The organism is Nocardioidaceae bacterium, from assembly GCA_018672315.1.
In the GTDB taxonomy this organism is placed as follows: domain Bacteria; phylum Actinomycetota; class Actinomycetes; order Propionibacteriales; family Nocardioidaceae; genus TYQ2.
Genome location: CP076053.1, coordinates 447442 through 472345 on the forward strand (window position 1 = coordinate 447442; position 24904 = coordinate 472345).

Here is a 24904-nt window from a genome sequence, read left to right on the forward strand (position 1 = left end):
GTGAAAGGCACTCGGCGCGCCGCCCGGGGCTGTCGGGAACGCCTCAGGTGCACCTTCTTCCGGCCACCAGCAGGCGGTCCGGCGGGGGCGGTCGCGTGCCGACGGAGCCCCCGGACTCCTCCGCGTCCACGAGCGTGATCCGCCAGGTCGCGGCGGCGACCGCGGAGCGTACGGCCGCCAGCTCCCCCGGGCCGCCGGGCGCGAGGTCGGCCTCGCCGACCGCGTCGAGCACGTCCTGTCCGTCGACCGTCCACCCGGTGAACCTCGCGTCGTCGCCCTCGCCGCGCAGGAGCACGTCGACGGTGGTCGGCGTCGCCGCCGCGTCGACGGTGAGCAGGTTCGCGAGCCGGGTCAGTCCCACGGCGTTGAGCACGTCGCCGAGCTCGGCGACGGCCGTGTCGGCGTCCGGGTCGGGTCCGGGCCGGAGGTAGAGCAGGGCCGCGGCCTGGGAGGGCAGCGCGACGCCTCCCTGCTCGATCTCGAGCTGGTACCAGCAGTCCGGCGCCAACGGCGAACCCGGGTAGAGCACCTGGGACCACGCCAGGCCGCCGCGCGTGCGGTAGCGCAGTGTGACGGTGCGACCCGGCTCCTCGGTCCTGGCGGTGAAGCGCCCCGAGGGCACCGTGAAGTCGTACGCCCCCTCGACCGTCGGCAGGACACCCGCGGGCAGGCCGCGGACGAGCTCGACCGTGAAGGTGCCGCGGCCGGTCTCACCGAGCGCCTGCTGCGCGGCCTGCACCGCGGTGGCGCGTGCGATCACGTCGGGGTCGAGGGTCTCGGCCGGGCTCGGGGACGCCGACGGGTCCGGCGGGCTCGAGGGGGGGTTCGACGAGGCGGACGCCTGCGGTGCCGCACCGTCCTGGTCCTCGCTCCCGCTGCACCCGCTGGCGACCAGGGTCAGGCCGATGACCGCGACGGCTGCGAGGCGAGGTGCTCGCCCGCTCCGCCCCCGACCGCTCACGAGCCGCCCGCCGTACGCTCGAACTGCTCCAGGCCGAGGTCCACCAGCAGGTCCACGACCCGCGCGTACGCCGCCGCGTCGACGCCCGGGGCGACCTCGACCATGCGCGCCGCGATCGCCGCCTCCCGCTCGGGGTCGCGACCGGCCCGGCCGGGCACGGGCTTGTGCGGCTGCACCGCCGCCGTCAGCGCGACGCGCTGGGCGACCAGCCGCGCGAGGTGGGTGTCCACGTCGTCGATCTCCCGGCGCAGCCACCACACGGGGTCGGCACCCGCCCAGACGAGGCGTACGTCCGGCACGCCCTCCTCGTTCGCCGACCCGTCGGTGGTCTCGAGCTCGACGAAGCCCCGCGCGGCGTAGAAGGCACGAGCCGGCGCGTTGGTCGCGAAGCACCACAGCGACACCCCGCCGGGCCGTAGCCCGCGGACGCAGTCGACCAGGGCCGTGCCCACCCCCGTCCCCGCGTGGTCGGGGTGCACGTAGAGGTCGTCGAGCCAGTCCTGCCGGAGCTCGGCGAACCCGACGACCGCGCCGTCGCGGTCGGCGACCCACACCTCACGGCCGTCGGTCAGGTCCAGGGCCGCGGTGGCCTCACGCACCTCCTCCACGGGGCGTGCGAACGGCGGCATCGAGGGTGAGGCAGCGGCACGGCTCGCGACCAGCACGTCGGCGACCTGCGGCAGGTCCGCCGGCGTCGCCGGCCGCAGCAGCAGCGTCTCGACCGACGCCCTGTCACTCCACGCTCTGTCACTCAACGGCATGACGGATCGTCTCGAGCGCCGCGGCGAGGTCGTCGGGGTAGCCGGACTCGTACTCCACCCGCTCCCCGGTCTCGGGGTGGTCGAAGCCGAGGCGTACGGCGTGCAGCCACTGCCGGTCCAGGCCCAGCCGCGCCGCGAGCCGCGGGTCGCCGCCGTAGAGCGGATCGCCCACGCACGGGTGCTTCACCGCGCTCATGTGCACCCGGATCTGGTGCGTACGCCCCGTCTCGAGCCCGATCTCCAACAGGCTCGCGAAGCGGTGGGCCTCCAGCGTCGCGTAGTGGGTGACCGCGTGCTTGCCGTCGGCCATCACCGCGAACTTGAAGTCGTGACGCGGGTTGCGCCCCACGGGCGCGTCGATCGTGCCCTCGATCGGGTCCGGATGCCCCTGCACCAGCGCGTGGTAGGTCTTGGAGACGGTGCGGTGCCGGAACGCGTTCTTCAGCACCGAGTACGCGTGCTCGGACTTCGCGATCACCATGATCCCGGACGTGCCGACGTCGAGGCGCTGCACGATGCCCTGCCGTTCCGAGGCCCCCGAGGTGGAGATGCGGAACCCGGCGGCCACCAGGTGCCCCACGACCGTCGGGCCGGTCCAGCCGGGGCTGGGGTGCACGGCGACGCCGACGGGCTTGTCGATGACCACGAGGCTGTCGTCGTCGTGGACGATGCTGATGCCCTCGACCACCTCGGGCCGCACGGCGACCGGGTCGACCGGCGGCGGGATGCGCACGTCGAGCCGCGAGCCGGGGTGCACCCGCTCGGACTTGGCGACGCGGACGTCGTCGAGCTCGACGTGCCCCTCGGCGGCGAGCTCCCCCGCCCGCGTCCGGGACAGGCCGAACATGCGCGCGATCGCCACGTCGACCCGCTCCCCGGCCAGACCGTCGGGGACGAGCACGCTGCGGATCTCGGGCAGGTCGCTCATGCGTCGTCCTCGCCGGTGTCGCGGGTGCCGTCGAGGCGTACGCCCCGCAGGCTCTGCACCACGATCGTCACCGCGGCGACGTTGATGAGCATGTCGGCGACGTTGAAGACGGGCCAGTTCGGCAGGGCCAGGAAGTCCACGACGTGCCCCTCGAGGGGTCCCGGGGAGCGGAGCAGCCGGTCGGTCAGGTTGCCCCCGACCCCGCCGGCGAGCGCGCCCAGCCCGACCGCCCACAGCGGCGACCCGATGCGCCGGGAGATCCACAGCACCGCGACCAGCACGGCGATCGAGAGCAGCGAGAGCGCGATGGTGAACTCGGTGCCCGTGGAGAACGCGGCCCCCGGGTTGCGCACCATCGTCAGGCTCAGCACCGGGCCGAGCACCTCGATGCGCTCGCCCGGGTCGATGGTCGCGACGGCGACGATCTTGGTGACCACGTCGGTCACGTACGCCACGACCGCGACGATCCCGAACAGCAGCCAGCGACGTCGCGGGCGTACGCGGTCCCCCGAGCCGTCCCCTGAGCCGTCTCCTGGCTGACCGTCGGTCAGCGGCGTTCCTCGCGCTGCTTGCATGACAGGCAGAGTGTGGCACGCGGGAAAGCCATGACCCGCATCTTGCCGATCGGCTCCCCGCACTCCTCGCACACACCGAAGCTGCCGGCCGCCAGCCGCTCGAGCGCCCGCTCGGTCTGGTGCAGCATGGTGCGCGCGTTGTTGACCAGCGAGATCTCCTGGTCACGCTCGGAGGAGGCCGACCCGACGTCAGCGGAGTCCTGCCCGGTGCCCTCGCCGCCGCCGCGGATCAGGCCGTCGAGGTCGGCGTCGAGCTCGGCGAGCTCGGCACGCAGCTCCTCGGCGCGGCGCGTGAGCTCCTCGTGCACCTCCGCGACCTCGGCCTCGGTCCACGGGTCCTCACCCTCGCGGGTGACGAGGTCCTCGGGTGCCGCCATCTCGGTCACGGTGCCGTCCTCTGTCCCTGGGGTCTCTGGGGTCTCTGGGGTCTCTGGGGTCTCTGCGGTCTTCCCCACCAGCGGAGCGGCGGCGAGGGCCGTCCGCGCCACGGCGCCCGCCGCGCCGACGGCACCGGCGATGACCCTGGTCGTGGCACGCACCATGGCGCTCTCCTCTGCGGGGAACGGGCCCCATCGGGCCCTGTCGCGACCTCGGGTGATCCCGGCCGGGACGAGGTTCGACGCGGGCAGGATAGGGACCTCCGGGTGGCCCGGCAAGCACCCACGCGCGTACGCTGGAGGCTCCGCACGGCGACGACGGGACCAGGTACGTCGCGGCACGGCCAGGAGCGACTCGGGGACGGTGCGAGCCCGGGGGTACGACCGCGGCGGAGATCACCCCCGAGCAGGCGCGGAGCGTACGAGTGGGTGGCCGCGGCACGTGCCGGGCTGCCAAGGAGGGTGGTACCGCGGACCGCGTCGCCGACGCGCTTCGTCCCTCCGGCGAGACCTGTCCGTCGGAGAGTCCCCGTGAGCACCCCAGCACCAGACGCGCCCCGCTACAAGCCCGTGCCGCCGCAGGTCGACCTGCCGGCGATGGAGCGCGAGATCCTCGACCTCTGGCGCGCCGAGGACACCTTCGCGCGATCGGTCGAGCGCAACGCCGGCAACGACAGCTGGACCTTCTACGAGGGCCCGCCGACGGCCAACGGCCGACCCGGCACCCACCACGTGGAGTCCCGGTCCTTCAAGGACGTCTTCCCGCGCTTCCGCACCATGCAGGGCTACCAGGTCACCCGCAAGGGCGGCTGGGACTGCCACGGCCTGCCCGTCGAGCTCGCGGTGGAGAAGGAGCTCGGCTTCTCCGGCAAGGCGCAGGTCGAGGAGTTCGGCATCGCCGCGTTCAACGCCCGGTGCCGCGAGTCCGTGCAGCGCCACGTGGACCTGTGGGAGACCCTGACGGACCGCATGGGCTTCTGGCTCGACATGAGCGACCCGTACCGCACGATGGACTCGGCGTACGTGGAGTCGGTCTGGTGGGCGCTGAGCCAGATCCACGGCAAGGGACTGCTGGTCGAGGACCACCGCGTCGCGCCGTACTGCCCCCGCTGCGGCACCGGCCTGAGCGACCACGAGCTGGCCCAGGGCTACGAGACGGTCACCGACCCCAGCGTGTACGTACGCTTCCCCCTCACCTCCGGGGAGTGGGCCGGCAAGGCCGCGCTGCTGGCCTGGACGACGACGCCCTGGACCCTGGTCTCCAACACCGCGACCGCGGTGAACGCGGACGTCACCTACGTCGTGGCCTCCTCGCCGGTCTCCGCCGACGACCCCGATGGCGAGCGCGAGCTGCTGGTGCTCGCCGAGGCGCTCCGTGAGCAGGTGCTCGGCGAGCACTCCGAGGTCGTCGCCTCCATGCAGGGCTCGGAGCTGGTGGGGCTCTCCTACAGCCGACCCTTCGAGCTGATCGACTTCCCCGAGCCGGTGGCCGGCAGCACCGACGGGCCCGTCCACACCGTGCTCGCCGCGGACTTCGTCACCGTCGAGGACGGCACCGGGGTCGTGCACGAGGCGCCCGCGTTCGGTGCCGAGGACTTCGCGCTGTGCCGGGCGTACGGGCTGCCGATCGTCAACCCGATCACGCCGCAGGGCGAGTTCGAGGCCGGCATCGACCTGGTCGGCGGGGTCTTCTTCAAGGACGCCGACGCGCTGCTGGTCGAGGACCTGGACGAGCGCGGCCTGCTGTACCGCCACCAGGCGTACGAGCACACCTATCCGCACTGCTGGCGCTGCCACACGGCGCTGCTCTACTACGCCCAGCCGTCGTGGTACATCCGCACCACCGCGGTCAAGGACGCCCTGCTGCGCGAGAACGAGCGCACCGACTGGCACCCCGAGCGGGTCAAGCACGGCCGCTACGGCGACTGGCTGGAGAACAACATCGACTGGGCGCTGTCGCGCTCGCGCTACTGGGGCACGCCGCTGCCGATCTGGCGGTGCGAGGCCGGGCACCAGACGTGCGTGCAGTCCCTGACGCACCTCTCCGAGCTGACCGGCACCGACCAGTCCGACCTGGACCCGCACCGGCCGTACATCGACGAGGTCACCTTCGCCTGTCCTGGGGTCGAGGGGGCACAGTGCGGGGAGCAGGCGACCCGGGTGCCCGAGGTGATCGACGCGTGGTTCGACTCCGGGTCGATGCCGTTCGCGCAGTGGGGCTACCCGCACGTGCCCGGCTCGGTCGAGAAGTTCGAGGCGGCGTTCCCGGCGCAGTTCATCTGCGAGGCGATCGACCAGACCCGCGGCTGGTTCTACACGCTGATGGCGGTCAACACGCTCGTCTTCGACAAGAGCGCGTACGAGTCGGTGCTGTGCCTGGGCCACATCATGGCCGAGGACGGCCGCAAGATGAGCAAGCACCTGGGCAACATCATCGAGCCGCTGCCGCTGATGGACACCCACGGCGCCGACGCCGTGCGCTGGTTCATGACCGCCTCGGGGTCGCCGTGGTCGGCGCGCCGCGTCGGCGACACGACGATCCAGGAGACGGTGCGCAAGGTCCTGCTGACCTACTGGAACACCGTGGCCTTCCACGTGCTGTACGCCGGCACGTCTGGCTGGGCCCCGGGCGTCGATGAGGCCGCCCCCGCCCCCGCGGCGCGACCGGTGCTCGACCGGTGGCTGGTCAGCGAGACCGAGCGCATCACCGCCGAGGTGACCGCGGCGTACGAGGCCTTCGACACGCAGCGCGTCGGGTCGCTGCTCGCGACGTTCGTCGACGACCTGTCCAACTGGTACGTCCGCCGCTCGCGGCGCCGCTTCTGGGACGGCGACGTCTCGGCTCTCACGACGCTGCACGACACGCTCGTACGCGTCACCCAGCTGATGGCGCCGATGACGCCGTTCATCACCGAGCGGGTGTGGCAGGACCTGGTCCGCCCCGTCGTCCCCGAGGCGGCCGACTCGGTGCACCTGTCGGCGTGGCCGGCGGCCGACCTGTCGCTGGTCGACGGGGAGCTGGCGGCGGGCGTACGCGTGGCCCGGCGCCTGGTCGAGCTCGGCCGCGCCGCGCGGGCGGAGGCGAAGGTGCGCACGCGTCAGCCGCTGCGCCGGGCGCTGGTGGCCGGGTCGGCGTACGACCTGCTCGGCCCGGAGCTGCGTGCGGAGGTGGCCACCGAGCTGAACCTGGGCGGTCTCGAGCCGCTGGGCGCCGCCGGCGGCGACGGCGCCGAGCTGGTCGACGTGAGCGCGAAGGGCAACTTCCGCGAGCTGGGCCGTCGGTTCGCCAAGCAGACGCCCGTGGTCGCGAAGGCGATCGCCGAGGCCGACGCGGCGGCGTTGCAGGCGGCGCTGCGCGACGGCGGCTCGGCGCCCGTGATCGTCGACGGCGAGACCGTCGAGGTCACGGCGGAGGAGGTCATCGTCTCCGAGCGTCCGCGCGCGGGCTGGTCCGTGGTCAACGAGCAGGGCGAGACGATCGCGCTGGACCTCGAGCTCACGCCCGAGCTGGTGCGCGCCGGTCTGGCGCGCGAGGTGGTGCGGGCTGTGCAGGAGGCCCGCAAGGACGCCGGCTTCGAGGTCTCCGACCGCATCGCGCTGACCTGGGCGGCCGACGAGGCGGACGCCGACGTGGCCCGGGCCGTCCGCGACCACCAGGGCGAGATCGCCGAGGAGGTGCTCGCGACCGCGTTCACCGAGGTCGGGGCGGGCGAGCTCACCGGCGAGGGCGTCGTGGAGCCCGAGAAGCTGGGCGTACGCCTGCGCCTCACCCGCGCCTGAGCAGCCGCGAGAACGCAGCAGCCCCGGTGGTCCTTCGCGGGCCGCCGGGGCTCTCGACGCTCTCGGGGCTCTCAGCCGTTCGGCTTCGTCTCCACGTCGACAGTCGTCGCACCCGCCCCGTTGGAACCGGCCGACGGTGAGCCCTGCGGCTCGATGCGCGTGCTCTCGATCTGCTTCAGCTGCTCGGCGAAGTAGTTCTTGAGGTTGTCGCGGTAGGACTGCTCGAACTGGCGCAGGTTGGAGACCCGCTGGTCGAGCTCCTGCTGCTCCTTCTGCAGACCGGCGGTCAGCTCCTCGCGGCGCTTCTCGGTCTCCTCGTCGAGGGAGTTCTTGCGGCGCTCGGCGTTGGAGGTGATCTCCTCGGCCTCGCTCTTGGCCTCCGAGAGGATGCCCTCGGCCTCCTCGCGGGCCTCGTCGACGAGGATCTCCGCGTTGTTGGTGGCGAGCTCGAGCAGTCGGGACGCCGCCCGGGACGCCTCGGAGGAGGTCGTCACCGTGATCTCCTCGAGCACGCGGGGCTCGCGGTCGCCGGCCTTGGCTGCGGCAGCCGACTTCTCCTCCGCGGCCTTCTTCTCGGCGGCGGCCTTCTCCTCCGCAGCCTTCTTCTCGGCCTGCTCGTCGGCCTTCTTCTGCTTCTCGTCGTCGGCGGGCTGCTGCGTCGGCGCCTCGCCACCGGCGGCCTCCACCTGCTTGCGCAGGTCGTCGTTCTCGCGGATCAACCGCTGCAGCTCGGCCTCGACCTCGTCGAGGAACTGGTCGACCTCGCCCATCTCGTAGCCCTCGCGCAGGCGCACGGGAGTGAAGCGCTTGGAGGAGACGTCTTCAGGGGTCAACGGCATAGGTCACCTTCAGTCGTACGACCGGCGGAGCGGTCCCGGGAAGTCGCAGCGGTCGCTGCTCGGTACGCACGTTACCGATCTCGGACCCGATGCACACCCGTACGAGGCCCGTTCCTCACCCGACGGCGCGAGGATCCCGCCCGCGCGAGGGAGGCGGACGACTGCTCGGCGTCAGGTCGCGAGGCCGGCCAGGATGCTCTGCAGGATCCACACGATGATGAAGACGACCAGCAGGCCCATGTCGAGGGCGATGCCGCCGAGACGCAGGGGCGGGATGACGCGGCGTACGGCCTTGATCGGCGGGTCGGTGATCGAGTAGACGACCTCCAGCACCACCAGCACGGGCCCGCGGGGCGTCCAGTCACGGGCGAAGATCTGGATCCACCCCACCACGAGCCTGATGATGAGCAGGAAGAAGAAGAGCGTCAGCAACGTGTAGAGGATGCCGGCGATCGCCTGCATGACTGCTCCTCGAGCTCGTGGGTCAGGGAAGGGTGGCGCGGCTCCAGCGTACGCAGCAAGCGGATACGCAGCACTCCCCGGCCGCGGCGCTCGGCCGGACCGGGGAGGTGGACGCGGGGGTGACGGTCAGCTCTGGTTGAAGAAGCCGCCCTCGGCGATGCGCTGCTTGTCCTCGGCGGCCACCGAGACGTTGGGCGGGCTGAGCAGGAACACCTTGTTGGTGATGCGCTCGATCGTGCCGTGCACACCGAAGACGAGACCGGCGGCGAAGTCGACGAGCCGCTTGGCGTCGGCGTCGTCCATCTCCGAGAGGTTCATGATGACCGGGAACCCGTCGCGGAAGTTCTCGCCGATGGTGCGAGCCTCGTTGTAGGTGCGCGGGTGCACCGGCACGATGCGCGAGAGCTCGGCCACCGACGGGGCCGCCGGCGTCGGCGTCGGACGCCGGCGCTCTGCGAGGTCGGCCACCTGCGCGGCACGAGGCGCGGGCTGACGCGTCGGCGCCGCGGCGTGCTCGGGAGCCGGGGCCCTGCCCTGGGCGGGAGCGGCGGCGGGCTGGCGCTGCGCCTCGGGCTCCTGCTCGGGGGTGTCGTACTCGTCGTAGCGGTACTGGTGCTCGGTGTCCTCCAGGAGGCCCAGGTAGACACCCATCTTGCGCATCGCGCTCATGACCCACGTCCTTGGTGTGCTCAGCGGTGGCCGCCTGGGGCGGCTCCGTCGTTGGTTGACTCTACTGCGGAGAGGGTCGCTCTCCGAGGATCGCGCTGCCGACGCGAAGCTGTGTCGCCCCGGCTGCGATGGCGGCCTCGAGGTCGCCGCTCATGCCGGCCGACAGGGTCGTCGCGGCAGCGTGGTCCGACCGGATCGCTGCGGCGACCTCGGCCAGTCGTGCAAAAGCGGGGGCCGGGTCCTGACCCAGCGGGGCGACGCCCATGACGCCGCCGAGGCGTACGCCGTCGGTGCCGGCGACCTCGGTCGCGAGCTCGGCCGCCTGGCCGGGGGCGACGCCGCTGCGGTCGCCCGACTGGCTGCCGTCGCCGGGGTCGAGGTCGACCTGCACCAGCACCTCGACCTCGCGGCCGGCCTCGACCGCACCGGCGGCGAGCTTGCGCAGCACCTTGACGCGGTCGAGGCTCTGCACGACGTCGGCGTACGCGGCGATCGCGGCCGCCTTGTTGGACTGGATGCCGCCCAGGAAGTGCCAGCGCAGCCCCGCCTCGGACAGGTCGGTCAGCTCGGTCAGCTCGGCGTGCTTGGCCTCGGCCTCCTGGTGGCGGTTCTCGCCGACGTCGGTCACGCCGAGGTCGGCCAGGAGGCGTACGTCGGAGGCCGGGAAGAACTTGGTGACGACGACCAGGTCGATCTCGCCGGGGTCGCGCTCGGCGTGCTCACACGCGCGGGCGATGCGCTCGCGGACGGCGGCGAGCCCCGCGGCCAGCTCCGCGCGCCGTGCGCTCACGGCGTGACCTCCCGGTGCAGCCAGACGATGCCGGCGAAGCGACCGGACGCGGCGGCGTCGCGGCGGTGGGAGAACAGCGTCTCGTCCTCCAGGGTGCAGCGGGTCGAGCGGTGGGCGATGCCCACACCGCGTTCGACCAGACGCGCCTCGACCGCGGCGGGCAGGTCGAGCCCCGGGGTGCCGGCTCGGGTCGTCGCCCGTGCGGCCGGGGCGACGGTCGCGACCTCCTCGGCCATGGCAGCGGGCACCTCGTAGCAGGCGCCGCAGATGCTCGGACCCACCCACGCCTGCACCTGACCTGCACCCAGGGCGGTCATGACGTCCAGCGCCGCGCCGAGGACATCGGCCTGCACGCCGGCCCTGCCTGCGTGGACGGCTGCGACCACGCCGGCCTCGGCGTCGGCGAGCAGCACGGGGACGCAGTCGGCGACCCGGACGACCAGCGCCACGTCGGTGCGCGTGGTCACCAGTGCATCCACGTGCGGCAGCCCCTCGGGGCCGGGACTGTCGAGCGGCGCCCGGGTCGGGTAGTCGGCGTCCACGACGGCCACCTCGGCGCCGTGCACCTGGTGCATGAACGCCAGCCGTGGCGCACCCGGCGCGCCCGCCTCCTCGGCGAGCGAGGTCGCGACACGGGTCAGGTTCGCGGTCAGCACCGAGGCCCAATCGACCCCCGCCGACTCGGCGACGGGTGCCGTCGGGCGCGCGAGGGTCAGCGAGGCGTACGGCGCGGGTGCGACGCCGCCGTCGCGGTCGGTGAAGGCCGCGAGCACGGGCGTACGCGTGTGGACGTCGAGCATCGAGAACCTCCCCCGTGCTGTGGCCGATTCTGTGGCCGTGGTGGTGCTGTGGCGGTGTGGTGCGGTCGTGCCTCCGACGTGCGCGGCCCCGAGCGCCACCGCCGGAGCAGGGCGGCTCGGGGCCGGACGTGGGGTCTCAGCGCCTCACTTCAGGAAGTCGGGCACGTCCAGGTCGTCCTCGAAGGACGGCGAGCTGGTCGGCCGGCTCGCCGGCTGCACCGACGCGGGCTGCAGCGGGCGCTCCTGGCGCTCGGGACGCTCCGGCGACCGCTCGGGGGCGGGCCGCTCGGAGCGCTCGGAGCGCTCGGTGCGCTCGGTGCGCTCGGTGCGCTCGGCCGGACGCTCGGAGCGCTCGGCGTACTGACGCTCCGCCGGACGCTCGGAGGGCCGCGGCGTGCTCGAGGGACGCGACGCCGGGGTCACCGTCGGCTCGCGACGGGCGCTCGAGGAGGACGCGCGCGTCTCGACCGGGGCGTTCTTGCGGGCCTCGACCTCGTCGCGACGCTTCGGCATGCCGCCGTCGAAGCCTGCGGCGATGACGGTGACCCGCACCTCGTCTCCGAGGGCGTCGTCGATGATCGCACCGAAGATGATGTTGGCCTCGCCGTGCGCGGACTCCGCCACCAGCGCCGCCGCCTCGTTGATCTCGAAGAGGCCGAGGTCGGAGCCACCGGCGATGGAGAGCAGCACGCCGTGGGCACCCTCGATGGACGCCTCGAGCAGGGGCGAGCTGACGGCCATCTCCGCGGCGGCGACGGCGCGGTCCTCGCCGCGGGCCGAGCCGATGCCCATGAGTGCGGACCCGGCGTTCTGCATCACGGACTTCACGTCGGCGAAGTCGAGGTTGATCAGACCCGGGGTCGTGATCAGGTCGGTGATGCCCGAGACGCCCTGCAGCAGCACCTGGTCGGCCTGCTTGAACGCGTCGAGCACGGAGACGTTGCGGTCGGAGATCGACAGCAGCCGGTCGTTCGGGATCACGATGAGGGTGTCGACCTCCTCGCGGAGCAGCTCGACACCGTCCTCGGCGGAGTTCGAGCGGCGACGACCCTCGAAGGCGAACGGGCGGGTGACCACACCGATCGTCAGCGCACCCAGCGAGCGCGCGATGCGAGCCACGACCGGAGCACCACCGGTGCCGGTGCCGCCGCCCTCGCCCGCGGTCACGAAGACCATGTCGGCCCCCTTGAGGACCTCCTCGATCTCCTCGGCGTGGTCCTCGGCGGCCTGCGCGCCGACCGACGGGTCGGCGCCGGCGCCGAGACCGCGGGTGAGCTCGCGACCGATGTCGAGCTTGACGTCGGCGTCACTCATCAGGAGTGCCTGCGCATCGGTGTTGACTGCGATGAACTCAACGCCCTTGAGACCGACCTCGATCATGCGGTTGACGGCGTTGACTCCACCACCACCGATACCCACGACCTTGATGACGGCCAGGTAGTTCTGCGGTGCTGCCACGGCGGATGCCTCTCGCTCTCGGGTCGCCCTGCTGGGCGGCCTCCTGCTGACTGGTGTGTTGTCCGGGGAAGTCGAAGCATTGACCTTCACCCTCAAGTAGAGGGTTATAGTTATGTCAACTGCTCGATGTCCCAGGACGGTAGTCGGGTCACGTAATTACATCCATGTGACACGCGCCGACACGCCGAGTCGATGTCGATAATCCGCTGTCTCTCGACCTGCACTTCAGGTCCAGGCATCGGAGGGGCTCGTCCCTGCGATCACGCCCTGGTCAGGACGCTGACCTGGCCTTTCGTCGCGTACGCCCGACTCCATGATGGCCGCGGGTCGTCGATGGGGCAACCCCGCCGGTCGGGACCGAACTCTGTGCCTTCTCGCCGTGATCTTGTGCCCTCTCGGCGGAACTTTGTGCCCTCTCGCCGTGATTTTGTGCCCTCTCGGCGGTCAGCGGGAGATGGTGGGCTGGGCGGGGACGGACACGTCCACCTCGCCCGCGGGCTCCTCGTCGATGAGCATCGCCTCGTCGCTGCCGAGCATGGTGGCGAGCACCTCGGCCTTCAGCTGCGACTGCTCGGCGCTGCCCCACTGCACGAGCGGGCCGTCCTGGATCTGCAACGAGATCTGGTCGATGGTGCGCACCTGCACCTCCGACACGTCCTGCGCCAGCGACCCGGGCAGGGAGGTCACCACCCGCGCGGCCTCGGCGACGGCCGACTGCCGCACCTCTCCCCCGGCGCGGACGACGGGCAGGTTGCGCGGGGCGGTCGCCGACCGGCCCCAGACGAACCCGTCGGCGTCGACCATGCGCCACCGCCCGTTGGTCTCGATGGCCGCCACGGGCACGCGGTCGGTCACGACGACACGGATCGCGTCGGGCCAGCCGCGGCTGACCCGGACCTCGGCGAGCGCCGGCAGCTCCGCGACGCGCTGCTCGATGGCGTCGAGGTCGACACGGGCGAGCGGCCCGCCGAGCGGCGCCTCGGCGGCGGCCCGGATCGCGGCGTCGTCCACGGCGGCGCTCCCCTCGACCTCCACCGTCGTCGCGGCGAAGGTGGTGGAGAAGAAGAACAGCCAGACCACGCCGCCGACGGCCGCCAGCACCAGCGCCAGGGCCAGCAGCGGACGGGCACGACGCCACCGACGCTGCCACGACCGCCGGCTGAAGCGCCGCCGGTGGTCGGGGCCGTGAGGAGCCTGCACCGGGCGGGTCGCGGTCATGCGCCCTCCCCCGTCACCGTCGAGGCGAGCTCGTCCAGCACCAACGGACCGAGACGCGTGACGTCCCCCGCGCCGAGGGTCAGCACCACGTCACCGGGCCGCGCCAGCTCCGCGAGCAGCGAGGGGACGACCGCCGGCTCCGGTCCCAGGTGCACCGACCCGCTCGGCAGCGGACAGCCCGAGGCCACCAGGGCCGGCCCCACCTCCGGGTCAGGCTCCTCGCGGGCGGCGTACGTGTCGAGGATGACGACCTCGTCCGCGGCCCCCAGGGCAGCACCCATCTCGGGTCCCAGCAGGCGCGTCCGGGAGACCATGTGCGGCTGGAAGCAGACGATCAGGCGCTGCCCCTCCTCGAGGAGGCTGCGCGCCGCATCCAGGTCCCCGGTGATCTCACGGGGGTGGTGGGCGTAGGAGTCGTAGACGCGGACGCCGCCGGCCTCACCCTTGCGCTCCATGCGCCGCCGCGTGCCGGTGAACCCCTCGAGCCCGCGGGCGAGCGCCTCCACGTCGTAGCCGAGCCCGACACCGCACGCCAGCGCCGCGAGCGCGTCGAGCACGTAGTGGCGGCCCGGGATCTGCAGGGCCACCGCGACGTCGGGGACGCCCACGTCGGGCCGAGCGGTCACGGTGAAGAAGGAGCGGCCCCCGGTGACGCGGACGTCGACCGCGCGCAGGTCGGCGTCCTCGGCCTCGCCGACGCTCAGCACGCGGAGTCCGCGCTGCATCGCCGGCGCCGCCAGCGCCCGGGCGCCGGGGTCGTCGATGCACAGCACGACGAACCCGCCGGGCTCGACGCGGTCGAGGAACGCGACGAACGCACGCGCGTACGCCTCCTCGGTGCCCCAGTTGTCGAGGTGGTCGGCCTCGACGTTGGTGACCACAGCGGCGTGGGGGGTGTAGACGAGGAACGCGCCGTCGGACTCGTCGGCCTCGACCACGAAGTCCGGTCCGGCGCCGTCGGCGGCGTTGGTGCCGAGCTGGGCGAGGTCGCCACCCACCGCGAAGGAGGGGTCGACGCCCGCCTCGCGCAGCGCCATCGTCAGCAGGGAGGTGGTCGTGGTCTTGCCGTGGGTGCCGGCGACGGCGAGGGCGCGCTTGTCGAGCAGCACCGACTGCAGCGCCGCCGACCGCGGCCAGATGCGCAGCCCGCGTTGCCGGGCCGCCACGACCTCGGGGTTGTCGTCCTTGACCGCCGTGGACACGACCACGGTGTCGGCGTCGCCGAGCTGGTCCGCGGCGTGCCCGACGTGCACGGTCATGCCCGCCTCGCCGAGCGCCGCCAGGGTCGCGGAGTCGGCGCCGTCGCTGCCGGAGACGCGTACGCCCCGGGCCGCCATGACCCGGGCGATGCCGGAGAGCCCGGCGCCACCGATGCCGACGAAGTGCACGTGGCCGAGCTCGCCGACGGCGAGGATGCGGTCGGGGATGTCGACCCGCATCAGCGTCCCGTCCCCGCTGCGCCCGCTGCGGTCACGGCCTCACGCACCATCGCGGCGAGCCGCTCGTCGGCGTCGCGCGGGATGAGATCGGTGGCGGCGGCGCCCATGCGCGTGAGTCGCTCGGGGTCGGCGAGCAGCGGCACCAGGTGCTGGACGGCCCACGTCGGGCCGAACTCGCCGTCGGCGACCAGCAGCGCCCCACCGGCGTCCACGACACCGGCCGCGTTGAGCGCCTGCTCGCCGTTGCCGTGCGGCAGCGGCACGAACACCGCGGGCAGGCCCACGGCGGCGACCTCGGTGACCGTGTTGGACCCCGACCGGCACACCACGGCGTCGGCGGCGGCGTACGCGAGGTCCATGCGGTCGACGTAGTCGCGCACGACGTACGCGGGCCCGCCGGGGTCGGCCGCGGCCATCGCGTCGGCGTCGACGCCTCCCTGGGCGCCGGTCACGTGCAGCACCTGCACACCGGCGGCGGCGAGCTCGGCGCGGACGCCCGGGACGGTCTGGTTGAGCCGGCGGGCGCCCTGGGAGCCGCCCGTGACCAGCAGGGTCGTGCGTGCCGGGTCCAGCCCGAAGTGCGCGGCGGCCTCCGCCCGGAGCGCCGCCCGGTCGAGGGTGGAGATCATGCGGCGGATCGGCAGTCCGGTGAACGTGGCCCCGCGCAGCACGGTGTCGGGGAAGCTCGTCGCGACGTGCTCGGTCAGGCGCGCGCCGAGCTTGTTGGCGATGCCCGGCAGGGCGTTGCCCTCGTGCACGACCAGCGGCAGCCGACGACGGCGGGCGGCGAGGTAGGCGGGGACCGAGACGTACCCGCCGAACCCGACCACGACGTCGGGCCGGACCCGGTCGATCACGGCGAGGGTCTCGGACACGGCGCGGCGTACGCGGCCCGGCACCCGCACCAGGTCGGCGCTCAGCGAGCGCGGCAGGGGCACCGGGGGCACCAGCTCGAGGGGGTAGCCCGCCTCGGGGACCACGCGCGTCTCCAGCCCCTTGGGCGTGCCCAGGGCCGTGACCTGCGTGCTCGGGTCGAGCCGACGCAGCGCGTCCGCGGTCGCCAGCAGGGGTGAGGTGTGGCCGGCGGTGCCGCCGCCGGCGAGCAGGACGCGCATCAGCGGCCGGCCCCCACGGGCTCCTCCTGCGCGTGCCCGGCGTGCGGCTGGGTCGGCCCCTGCGTGGACACCTGGTGCCTCGCCTCGCCACGCTGACGACGCAGCTCGCGCAGGCGCTCGGTGCGCGCAGCGCGCTTGAGGGCCAGCGCTGCACGGGCCCGCGGCTCGCGGCGGGCGAACCCGACCAGCAGGCCGAGAGCGACGAGCGTCGGCACGAGCGCCGAGCCGCCGTAGGAGACCAGGGGCAGCGGGATGCCGATGACCGGCAGCAGGGTCAGCACCATCGCGACGTTGATCATCATCTGGGCCAGGAGCCAGATCATCACGCCCGAGGTCAGGTAGCGCACGAACGGGTCGGCCGTGGTCACCGCGAGCCTCACCGCCGCGAAGGCGATGAGACCGAAGAGGCCGAGCACGAGCAGGGTGCCGACGAGCCCGAGCTCCTCGCCCAGCACGGCGAAGATGAAGTCGGTGTGCGCCTCGGGGAGCGTTCCCCACTTCTGCTGGCTCGCCGAGATGCCCTTGCCGAACCATCCGCCGGAGCTCATCGCGAACAGGCCGTGGGCGGCCTGCCACCCGCCGCCCTCGAAGTCCTTGAAGGGGTCGACGAAGGTCGTCAGGCGCTCCATGCGCTCCAGGTCCGTCGCGACGAGCGTCATGGCCGCCGCGGCGCCCGTGCCCATCGCGATCGCGAAGAGCTTGCCCGGGGCGCCCGCCACCCAGAGCACGCCGAGCGTGATGGCGAACAGCACGAGACCGGTGCCGAGGTCCTGCTGGAGGACGACGACCATGGCAGTCAGCAGCAGCATCACCGGCACGACCGGCACCAGCGTGTGGCGCCAGTCGACCAGCAGCGGCTCCTTGCGGGCGAGCACGTCCGCCGCCCACACGACCATCGTGAACTTCGCGATCTCCGAGGGCTGCAGCTGGACGGGCCCGAGCGCCACCCAGTTGGTGTTGCCGTTGACCTCGACGCCGAGGCCAGTGGTCGAGGCCACGATGAGCGCGAAGGTGACGCCGACGCCGACCCACGCCAACCGGCGCAGCAGCACCTGCGGCAGCTTCGTGGCCACCCACGCCAGCGGCAGCCCGACGAGGACCCAGGTGAACTGCCGCGTGAAGTAGTAGTAGCTCGTGTCGTAGAGACGGTAGGAGGCGACGCTCGAGGCGCTCAGCACCATGAGCAGCCCGATCAGGAGCAGCAGGCCGGTCGACCCGAGCAGCAGGTAGTACGACGCGAGCGGGTGGTCGAGCGTACGCCGCGTGGAGGCCGACCAGGTGCGCACCGGAGCGAGCACACCGCGGCCGGCCCTCGGAGCCCGGGTGGTGGTGGCGTCAGTCTCGGCCACGGGTCACGTCCCTCCTGAGGCTCCCGGGTCGCCCGCGACACCCAGGTGGTGCCGCACGGCGCTCGCGAACTTGGTGCCGCGGTCGGCGTAGTCGGCGAACTGGTCCATGGACGCGCAGCCCGGGGCCATCAGCACCGTGTCACCTGCCTCGGCGAGGTCGGCCGCGGCCCGGACCACACGCTCCATCACCCCATCCTCGCCGTCGCCGGTGTCGAAGACCGGGACGTCGGGAGCGTGTCGTCGTAAAGCCTCGGCCACCACCGCGCGGTCGCGACCGAGCAGCACGACGCCCCGCAGGCGGGCCGCGTGCGTGGCCACGAGCTCGTCGAACGTCGCGCCCTTCGCCAACCCGCCGGCGACCCAGACGACCGGCTCGTACGCGCCCAGCGAGGAGGACGCCGCGTGCGGGTTGGTGGCCTTGGAGTCGTCGACCCAGGTGATGCCGTGCTGCTCGGCGACCAGGGCGATGCGGTGGGCGTCGGGGCGGAAGGAGCGCAGCCCGTCGCGTACGTGGACCGGCTCGACCCCGTGCGCGCGCGCCAGGGCGGCCGCGGCCAGGGCGTCGGCGACCACGTGGGGCGCCGGGGAGAACAGGTCGCCGATCTGGCACAGCTCGGCGGCGGAGTCCCGGCGCGCGGCCACGAAGGCACGGTCGGCGAGCACGTCCTCGACGACCCCGACCATGCCCGGAGCCGGCACCCCGAGGGTGAAGCCGACGGCGCGGGCCCCCTCGACGACGTCGGCGTCACGGACCAGCTGCTCGGTGCGGGCGTCGGCGACGTTGTAGACGCAGGCGCGCTGCACGCCCTCGTACGCCTTGCCCTTGGCGGCCGCGTACTCCTCGAAGGTGCCGTGCCAGTCGACGTGGTCCTCGGCGACGTTCAGCACCGCCGCCGACTCCGCCGCGACCGAGCTCGACCAGTGCAGCTGGAAGCTGGAGAGCTCGACGGCGAGCACGTCGTACGGCTCGGGGTCCATCACGGCCTCGAGCACCGGCCGCCCGACGTTGCCGCACGCGGCGACCCGCAGCCCGGCGGCCTCGAGGATCGAGGCGAGCATGCGGACGGTGGTGGTCTTGCCGTTGGTGCCGGTCACGACGAGCCACGGCGCGGGGCGGGCGAGGTCGCGGACGCGCCAGGCGAGCTCGATCTCGCCCCACACCGGCACCCCGCGCTCCGCGGCCTGGGCCAGCAGCGGCGCGTCCGGGCGCCAGCCCGGCGAGGTGACGACCAGGTCGACGTGCTCGGGCAGCGTCGCGGTGCTGCCGGGGCCGAGGCGTACGTCGGCCCCGAGCACGGTGAGCAGCTCGGCGCGCTCGCTCTTGTCGCCGCGGCCCCCGGCCTCGCTCTCGTCGAGGGCGACGACCTGCGCGCCGAGGTGCACCAGCGTGTCGGCGGCGGCGAAGCCGGAGACGCCGAAGCCCGCGACCACCGCGCGCACGCCCGACCAGTCGCTGTGCCGGCCCAGCCCCTCGACGTCGGTCATACCCGCGCCACCCACTGGGCGTAGAAGATGCCGAGCCCGGCGGCCACGAACAGGCCGGTGATGATCCAGAAGCGGATGACGACGGTGATCTCGTCCCAGCCCTTCAGCTCGAAGTGGTGGTGCAGGGGCGCCATACGGAACAGCCGCTTGCCCCCGGAGAGCCGGAACCAGCCGACCTGCAGCATCACCGAGACCGTCTGCATGACGAACAGGCCGCCGAGGATGATCAGCAGCAGCTCGGTGCGGGTCAGGATCGCGAAGCCGGCGAGCGCCCCGCCGAGCGCGAGCGAGCCGGTGTCACCCATGAAGATCTTCGCCGGCGAGGCGTTCCACCACAGGAACCCGATGCAGGCACCGCAGATCGCCGCCGCGACGACGGCGAGGTCGAGGGGGTCGCGCACCTCGTAGCAGGCGGCCGAGGGAGCCACCTCGCACGCCTGGTTGTTCTGCCAGATGTTGATCAGGAGGTAGGCGCCGAACACGATCACCGAGGCGCCGGTGGCGAGACCGTCGAGGCCGTCGGTGAGGTTCACGCCGTTCGAGGCGCCGGCGATCATCAGCAGGATGAACACCACGGCCAGCGCGAGCGGCAGGCTCAGCCAGGAGATGTCCCGCAGGAAGCTGATCGCGTTGGACGCGGGCCGCTGACCGCGGTCGTCGGTCAGCCACGGACCCAGCGCGAGGATCGCGAAGACCAACGCCACCCCGGTCTGGCCGACGAGCTTGGCCTTGCTGCGCAGCCCCAGGCTGCGCTGCTTGCGGATCTTGATGAAGTCGTCGAGGAACCCCACGAAGCCGAGCCCGATGAAGAGGAACAGCAGCAGCAGCGCCGAGGCGCTGGGCGTCTCGAGGAAGACCAGCTTCGCGGTGAAGTAGCCGACGACCACGGCCAGCACGATCACCAGGCCGCCCATGGTGGGGGTGCCGCGCTTGGTGTGGTGGGTCGTCGGCCCGTCGTCGCGGATGAGCTGGCCGTAGCCCTGCTTGACGAAGAGGCGGATCGCCCACGCGGTGCCGAACAGGGTCAGCAGCAGCGAGACCCCGCCCGCCATCAGGATGGCCTTCACGCGTCGTCCTCCGCTGCTCGTCCGTGCCCGGGCGCCTGCGGCGCGCCCCTCCACCCGTGCTCGACCAGGTCCAGCGCGACGACCTCCATGCCGGCGCTGCGGGACCCCTTGGCGAGCAGGACGTCATCGTCTCGCAGTTCGGTGCGCAACCAGTGCAGCGCCGCGGCGTGGTCCGGAACCTCGACCACCTCACAGTCCCCTGCGCCGCGCGCGACGGCCTCGCGTGCGCCCTCGGCGATCTGCCGCGCCTGGGGGCCCACGACCACGAGGGCCGCGACGCGGGGCACGGCGTACGCCCCCACCTCGGCGTGCGCCGTCGGCGCGTCGTCGCCGAGCTCGCCCATGGCCCCGAGCACCGCGACGGCCCGACGACCTCCCAGACCGCCCAGCACGTCGAGGGCGGCGCGCATCGACTCCGGATTGGCGTTGTAGGCGTCGTTGACGACCGTGATGCCGTCGACGTCGGTCACCTCCATGCGCCACGGCGAGCCACCGCGGGCCTCGGAGAGCCGGGCGGCGACCTCGGGCACGGGCACGCTCACGGCGAGGGCCGCGGCGGCCGCCGCGAGGGCGTTGAGCACCTGGTGGCGACCCGGCCCCCGCAGCGCCACCTCGGCGCTCTCCGCGCCGTGGGTCAGCGTGAAGGAGACCCGGCCGACGTCGTCGACGCGCTCGTCCACGGCGCGTACGTCGGCCGCGGCGTCACGGCCGAAGGTCAGCACCCGGGCACGCGTGCGAGGGGCCATCGCGGCGACGCGTACGTCGTCGGCCGCGAGCACGGCGACGCCCTGCTGCTCGGCCGGGGGCAGGGCCTCGACGATCTCGCCCTTGGCCTGCGCGATCGCCTCCCGGCTGCCGAACTCGCCCAGGTGCGCGCTGCCCACGTTGAGCACGGCGGCGACGTCGGGGCGGGCGATGCGGCAGAGCATCGCGATGTGCCCGATGCCGCGGGCCCCCATCTCGAGCACCAGGTGGGAGGTGCGGTCGGTCAACCGGAGCACCGTGAGCGGCACCCCGATCTCGTTGTTGAAGTTGCCGGCGGTCGCGACCACGGCCGACGCCGCGTGGTCGGGTCCGGGGTCGGGGTCGGCGAGCACGGCCGCCATGAGGTCCTTCGTGGAGGTCTTGCCCGCCGACCCCGTCAGGGCCAGCACCCGGATCGGCTGGGTGCCCGCGCGACGGCGCGCCAGCACCTCGCGAGCGAGGTCCCCGAGGGCGACCACGGGGTCCGGGACGACGACGGTGGGCAGGTCGAGCGGACGCGACCCCAGCGCGGCCACGGCGCCGCGCTCGGCGGCGGCATCCGCGAAGTCGTGGCCGTCGACACGCTCACCCGCGACCGCGACGAAGAGGCCGCCCGCTCCCAGGCGTCGGGAGTCCACGTCGACCGGTCCGTCGACGACGAGGTCGGTGGCGTCGGCCGGCACGACGGTGCCCCGCGTCGCGTCGGCGATCGCGCCGAGCGTCAGAGCGATCACGAGGCACCCCGGTCGGTCGCCGCGGCACGGAAGGCACGGGCCAGCACGTCACGGTCGTCGAAGGGGTGGGTGGTGCCGTCGACCAGCTGACCGGTCTCGTGGCCCTTGCCCGCGACGAGGACGGTGTCGCCGGCGGCGGCGAGGGAGACGGCGTACGCGATGGCCTCGGCGCGGTCCCCGACCTCGACCACCTCGACCGCCCGGTCCTCGGCTCCCTCGGCCTCCCGGGTGCCGGCGAGCACCTCGGCACGGATCGTGGCCGGGTCCTCGCTGCGCGGGTTGTCGTCGGTGACCACGACGACGTCGGAGAGCGACGCGGCGATGCGGCCCATGACGGGGCGCTTGCCGCGGTCCCGGTCGCCGCCGGCGCCGATGACGGTGATGACACGCCCGACGGTCACCGTGCGCAGCGCCTCGATCGCCGCCGTGACGGCGTCCGGCTTGTGGGCGTAGTCGACCACCCCGAGCACGCCGAGGTCCCTGCCCGCCGGCACCTCCTCGAGCCTGCCGGGCACGCCGGCCTCGCCCAGGTGCTCCGCGATGCGCGCGACGTCCAGGCCGGCCTCGCCGGCGACGGCGATCGCGCAGAGGGCGTTGGCGACGTTGAACCGGCCGGGCAGGCCGACGGCGGTCTCGACGCGTACGCCGCCGGGGCCGAGGACCGTGAAGGTCGACCCGGCCCGACCGAGCTGCACGTCGACCGCCCGCCACTCCGCCTCGGGGTCGTCGAGCGCGAAGCGTACGCACGGCACGCTCGCCTCGGCGAGCAGTCGGCGTCCGAACTCGTCGTCGGAGTTCACCACCCCGCGGCGGCTCCGGGCGGGGGTGAAGAGCGAGGCCTTGGCGGCGAAGTAGTCCTCGACGGTGTCGTGGAAGTCCAGGTGGTCGCGGCCGAGGTTGGTGAAGGCGGCGACGTCGGCGACGAGCCCGTCGGTGCGTCCCAGCACCAGGGCGTGGGAGGACACCTCCATCGCGCAGACCTCCACCCGGGTCTGCACCATCGCGGCGAACAGGGCGTGGAGGTCCGGCGCCTCGGGGGTGGTGAGGCTGGTCGCGAGGTCCTGTCCGCGCACGCGGGTGCCGACGGTGCCGATGACGGCGGCGGGTGTGCCCGCGGCTGCCAGCGCCGAGTCGAGCAGCCTGGTCGTGGTCGTCTTGCCCTGCGTGCCGGTCACCGCGATCACGGTGAGGCGGCGGGCGGGGTGGTCGTAGAGCTCCGCGGCCAGCCGCCCGAGGAGGCGGCGCGGCTCGGGCACGACGAGCACCGGCACGCCCCCGGGCGCACCGGCCCCGTCCAGCTGCGTCAGCCCGGCCTCGTCGGTCAGCACCGCGACCGCACCGGCCTCGACCGCGCCCGCGGCGTAGGTGGCCCCGTGCGTGCGGGCGCCGGGGAGAGCGGCGTACAGGTCGCCGGGCCGGACCCGCTGGGAGGACAGCGTGACGCCGGAGACCGCGACGCCCGACGCGTCGGCGCCGGTGAGTCGTGCGGCGGGTGCGGCGTCGCCCAGCACGTCGCGTGCCACCCGCGCCGCGAGGTCGCGCACGGCCTCGAGGCCGACGCGCGGGGGCGGGTCCGGCCGCAACGACGGGGTCGGTCCTGGGCTCACCACGACCGGGACTCTAGGGCCGCCACTCGATGGGCAGCCACGCCGGGGCGGCTCCCGTCGGAGGGACGCTGTACTTGCGCAGCAGGTAGCTCATGACGTCGTGGAAGACGGGCCCGCAGGTCGAGCCGCCACCGCCGCCGTTCTGCGGGGCCTGCACCACGCAGTAGACGGTGAAGCGCGGCTCGTCGGCGGGGGCGAAGCCCGCGAAGGAGACGGTGAAGCTGTCGTAGGAGCCGGACTCGCCGACGCGGTTGGCGGTGCCGGTCTTGCCCGCGACGCGGTAGCCGGGGATCGCCGCGGACGGCGCGGTGCCCCCCTCGGGGTTGGTCACCTGCTCGAGCATGCTGGTCGTCGAGGAGGCCGCCTCGGGTGAGATCACGCGCGTCCGCGTCGTGTGGTCGGTGCCGACCTTCTGCCCGGTGCGGGTCGTGGCGCTGCCCTCGACGATGCTCGGCGAGACGCGTACGCCGCCGTTGGCGATCGTGTTGAAGGCCGTCGCCATCTGCAGCGCCGTCACCGAGATGCCCTGGCCGTAGCTGATGGTGGCCTGGGAGAGATCGGTCCACGTCGACCAGTCGGGCACGAGGCCGCGCGAGGCGCCGGCGAGACCGGTGCTGTCCTTGCTGCCGAGACCGAACGCGCGCAGGTACTCCCACTGCTGCTTCGGGGTCATCTGCTCCGCGGCCTGCACGGTGCCGATGTTGGAGGACTTCGCGATCACGCCCGCCATCGTCAGCCGCAGCCGGCCGTGGTCGAACCAGTCGCCGATCGACTCCCCCATCACCGGAAGCTCGTTCGGCACGGTGAGCTGTGTGTACGGCGTGACCAGGCCGGCGTCGACCAGCGCCCCCGCGGTGAGGGCCTTCTGCACCGAGCCGGGCTCGTACACGTCGGAGACCGACCGGGCACCGATGTCGTCGGGGTCGGCGGTGGCGGGGTCGGCGGCGTCGAAGGTCGGGTAGTCGGCCAGCGCGAGGATCTCGCCGGTTCGCACGTCCTGCACCACCACCGAGCCGGACTCGGCGCGGCTCGCGTCCACGGTCTGCCGCAGCCGACGCTGGGCGAACCACTGCACGTCGCGGTCGATGGTCAGCCGCAGGTCGCGCCCGTCGACCGGTTCGGTCACCGAGGTGTCCCCGAGCGGCAAGCGGTAGCCGGAGCCCGCCTCGTACGTCGCGCGCCCGTCGCGACCGCTGAGCTGGTCGTCGAAGGCGAACTCCAGCCCGGCACCGAAGTCCTCGTCGGCGTCGTCACCCATCACACCGACGAGGTTCGCCGCGATGTCGCGGGCCGGGTAGTCGCGCACCGGGTCGTCCATCGCGACGACGCCGTCGTACTCGGCCTCCTCGAGCTGCGAGACGACCTTGTCGGCGAGCGGGGCGGGAACGCGTCGCGCCAGGTAGCGGAAGCGGGTGGAGGTGTCGCGCAGGTCCGTCAGCACCTCGAAGTAGTTGGCGTCGACGGTGTCGGTGAGGATGCGAGCGATCTCGGGTGCGTTGGTGACGGTCAGCACCGGGTCCGCCACGATCATCTTGCCGGCCACCGAGTCGGCCAGCGGCACGCCGTTGCGGTCGAGGATGCGGCCGCGCAGTGCGGGCAGCGGCTCGGTGACGACACCGGCCTCGGCGGCCATCGTGGCGTACGAGCGGGGGTCGATGCCCTGGATCTGGATCAGCCGCGCGGCGAACAGCGACAGCACCATCGCCACCAGCAGCAGACCTGCCCGCAGTCGCGTGGTGGACCGGG

The 24904-nt window shown here is 73.3% G+C and carries 21 protein-coding genes; 1 reads left to right on the plus strand and 20 read right to left on the minus strand.

Annotation, left to right across the window (positions count from 1 at the left end):
• Positions 1–43: 43 nt before the first annotated feature.
• From KLP28_02145 to KLP28_02165, 5 genes are read right to left on the minus strand one after another with little or no spacing between them, the layout of a single operon-like run.
• Positions 44–961, minus strand: a complete 918-nt coding sequence (locus KLP28_02145; protein QWC85603.1) for a hypothetical protein — start codon at positions 959–961, stop codon at positions 44–46.
• Positions 958–1722 carry a GNAT family N-acetyltransferase gene (locus KLP28_02150; GenBank protein QWC85604.1) on the minus strand — a complete coding sequence of 255 codons (765 nt, stop codon included), beginning with the start codon at positions 1720–1722 and terminating at the stop codon, positions 958–960. Before KLP28_02150 ends, KLP28_02145 begins: the two co-directional genes overlap by 4 nt.
• A complete protein-coding gene (locus tag KLP28_02155) occupies positions 1709–2650 on the minus strand; it encodes an RluA family pseudouridine synthase (protein ID QWC85605.1) in 942 nt (313 codons plus the stop codon). The genes KLP28_02150 and KLP28_02155 overlap by 14 nt, the downstream gene beginning before the upstream one ends.
• Positions 2647–3225 carry a signal peptidase II gene (gene lspA / locus KLP28_02160; GenBank protein ID QWC85606.1) on the minus strand — a complete coding sequence of 193 codons (579 nt, stop codon included), beginning with the start codon at positions 3223–3225 and terminating at the stop codon, positions 2647–2649. Before lspA ends, KLP28_02155 begins: the two co-directional genes overlap by 4 nt.
• Positions 3198–3602: a TraR/DksA family transcriptional regulator gene (locus KLP28_02165; GenBank protein QWC86737.1), complete on the minus strand. Its 405-nt coding sequence runs from the start codon at positions 3600–3602 to the stop codon at positions 3198–3200. Before KLP28_02165 ends, lspA begins: the two co-directional genes overlap by 28 nt.
• A gap of 597 nt (positions 3603–4199) precedes the next feature.
• Here KLP28_02165 and ileS point away from each other — a divergent pair.
• Positions 4200–7382, plus strand: coding sequence for an isoleucine--tRNA ligase (ileS, locus tag KLP28_02170; protein QWC86738.1), 3183 nt, complete (start codon positions 4200–4202; stop codon positions 7380–7382).
• Between the two features lie 71 nt (positions 7383–7453).
• Here ileS and KLP28_02175 read toward each other — a convergent pair whose 3' ends face one another.
• The 15 genes from KLP28_02175 to KLP28_02245 form a co-directional block, all read right to left on the minus strand.
• Entirely contained in the window at positions 7454–8221 is a 768-nt protein-coding gene (locus KLP28_02175; protein QWC85607.1) for a DivIVA domain-containing protein, read from the minus strand.
• Positions 8222–8392: 171 nt separating this feature from the next.
• On the minus strand, positions 8393–8683 hold the full coding sequence (locus KLP28_02180; protein QWC85608.1) for a YggT family protein: 291 nt from the start codon (positions 8681–8683) through the stop codon (positions 8393–8395).
• Between the two features lie 126 nt (positions 8684–8809).
• Positions 8810–9352: a cell division protein SepF gene (locus KLP28_02185; GenBank protein QWC85609.1), complete on the minus strand. Its 543-nt coding sequence runs from the start codon at positions 9350–9352 to the stop codon at positions 8810–8812.
• A gap of 61 nt (positions 9353–9413) precedes the next feature.
• On the minus strand, positions 9414–10142 hold the full coding sequence (locus KLP28_02190) for a YggS family pyridoxal phosphate-dependent enzyme (GenBank protein QWC85610.1): 729 nt from the start codon (positions 10140–10142) through the stop codon (positions 9414–9416).
• On the minus strand, positions 10139–10942 hold the full coding sequence (gene pgeF / locus KLP28_02195) for a peptidoglycan editing factor PgeF (protein QWC85611.1): 804 nt from the start codon (positions 10940–10942) through the stop codon (positions 10139–10141). The genes KLP28_02190 and pgeF overlap by 4 nt, the downstream gene beginning before the upstream one ends.
• Positions 10943–11086: 144 nt before the next feature.
• Complete coding sequence (gene ftsZ / locus KLP28_02200; GenBank protein ID QWC85612.1) at positions 11087–12400, minus strand: cell division protein FtsZ; 1314 nt, start codon at positions 12398–12400, stop codon at positions 11087–11089.
• Positions 12401–12844: 444 nt separating this feature from the next.
• Positions 12845–13618 carry an FtsQ-type POTRA domain-containing protein gene (locus KLP28_02205; protein ID QWC85613.1) on the minus strand — a complete coding sequence of 258 codons (774 nt, stop codon included), beginning with the start codon at positions 13616–13618 and terminating at the stop codon, positions 12845–12847.
• Positions 13615–15057 (minus strand): UDP-N-acetylmuramate--L-alanine ligase, encoded by a 1443-nt coding sequence (locus KLP28_02210; GenBank protein ID QWC85614.1) that lies wholly within the window; start codon positions 15055–15057, stop codon positions 13615–13617. Before KLP28_02210 ends, KLP28_02205 begins: the two co-directional genes overlap by 4 nt.
• Positions 15057–16172: an undecaprenyldiphospho-muramoylpentapeptide beta-N-acetylglucosaminyltransferase gene (murG, locus tag KLP28_02215; GenBank protein QWC85615.1), complete on the minus strand. Its 1116-nt coding sequence runs from the start codon at positions 16170–16172 to the stop codon at positions 15057–15059. The genes KLP28_02210 and murG overlap by 1 nt, the downstream gene beginning before the upstream one ends.
• On the minus strand, positions 16172–17521 hold the full coding sequence (gene ftsW, locus KLP28_02220) for a putative lipid II flippase FtsW (GenBank protein ID QWC85616.1): 1350 nt from the start codon (positions 17519–17521) through the stop codon (positions 16172–16174). Before ftsW ends, murG begins: the two co-directional genes overlap by 1 nt.
• Before the next feature lie 3 nt (positions 17522–17524).
• Complete coding sequence (locus tag KLP28_02225; GenBank protein ID QWC85617.1) at positions 17525–19006, minus strand: UDP-N-acetylmuramoyl-L-alanine--D-glutamate ligase; 1482 nt, start codon at positions 19004–19006, stop codon at positions 17525–17527.
• On the minus strand, positions 19003–20073 hold the full coding sequence (gene mraY / locus KLP28_02230) for a phospho-N-acetylmuramoyl-pentapeptide-transferase (protein QWC85618.1): 1071 nt from the start codon (positions 20071–20073) through the stop codon (positions 19003–19005). Before mraY ends, KLP28_02225 begins: the two co-directional genes overlap by 4 nt.
• Positions 20070–21542 (minus strand): UDP-N-acetylmuramoyl-tripeptide--D-alanyl-D-alanine ligase, encoded by a 1473-nt coding sequence (locus KLP28_02235; protein ID QWC86739.1) that lies wholly within the window; start codon positions 21540–21542, stop codon positions 20070–20072. Before KLP28_02235 ends, mraY begins: the two co-directional genes overlap by 4 nt.
• A 5-nt stretch (positions 21543–21547) precedes the next feature.
• The gene (locus tag KLP28_02240) at positions 21548–23095 is read right to left on the minus strand and encodes a UDP-N-acetylmuramoyl-L-alanyl-D-glutamate--2,6-diaminopimelate ligase (protein QWC86740.1); all 1548 of its coding nucleotides are present in this window, start codon (positions 23093–23095) and stop codon (positions 21548–21550) included.
• Positions 23096–23171: 76 nt separating this feature from the next.
• Entirely contained in the window at positions 23172–24860 is a 1689-nt protein-coding gene (locus KLP28_02245; protein QWC86741.1) for a penicillin-binding protein 2, read from the minus strand.
• Positions 24861–24904: the final 44 nt, after the last annotated feature.

Bases quoted from the DNA above. Each gene is read 5' to 3' on its own strand.
- KLP28_02150 (QWC85604.1), bottom strand. From the start codon at position 1,722: ATGCCGTTGAGTGACAGAGCGTGGAGTGACAGGGCGTCGGTCGAGACG.
- KLP28_02155 (QWC85605.1), bottom strand. From the start codon at position 2,650: ATGAGCGACCTGCCCGAGATCCGCAGCGTGCTCGTCCCCGACGGTCTG.
- lspA (QWC85606.1), bottom strand. From the start codon at position 3,225: ATGCAAGCAGCGCGAGGAACGCCGCTGACCGACGGTCAGCCAGGAGAC.
- KLP28_02165 (QWC86737.1), bottom strand. From the start codon at position 3,602: ATGGCGGCACCCGAGGACCTCGTCACCCGCGAGGGTGAGGACCCGTGG.
- ileS (QWC86738.1), top strand. From the start codon at position 4,200: ATGGAGCGCGAGATCCTCGACCTCTGGCGCGCCGAGGACACCTTCGCG.
- KLP28_02175 (QWC85607.1), bottom strand. From the start codon at position 8,221: ATGCCGTTGACCCCTGAAGACGTCTCCTCCAAGCGCTTCACTCCCGTG.
- KLP28_02180 (QWC85608.1), bottom strand. From the start codon at position 8,683: ATGCAGGCGATCGCCGGCATCCTCTACACGTTGCTGACGCTCTTCTTC.
- KLP28_02185 (QWC85609.1), bottom strand. From the start codon at position 9,352: ATGAGCGCGATGCGCAAGATGGGTGTCTACCTGGGCCTCCTGGAGGAC.
- pgeF (QWC85611.1), bottom strand. From the start codon at position 10,942: ATGCTCGACGTCCACACGCGTACGCCCGTGCTCGCGGCCTTCACCGAC.
- KLP28_02205 (QWC85613.1), bottom strand. From the start codon at position 13,618: ATGACCGCGACCCGCCCGGTGCAGGCTCCTCACGGCCCCGACCACCGG.
- KLP28_02210 (QWC85614.1), bottom strand. From the start codon at position 15,057: ATGCGGGTCGACATCCCCGACCGCATCCTCGCCGTCGGCGAGCTCGGC.
- murG (QWC85615.1), bottom strand. From the start codon at position 16,172: ATGCGCGTCCTGCTCGCCGGCGGCGGCACCGCCGGCCACACCTCACCC.
- KLP28_02225 (QWC85617.1), bottom strand. From the start codon at position 19,006: ATGACCGACGTCGAGGGGCTGGGCCGGCACAGCGACTGGTCGGGCGTG.
- KLP28_02245 (QWC86741.1), bottom strand. From the start codon at position 24,860: ATGGTGCTGTCGCTGTTCGCCGCGCGGCTGATCCAGATCCAGGGCATC.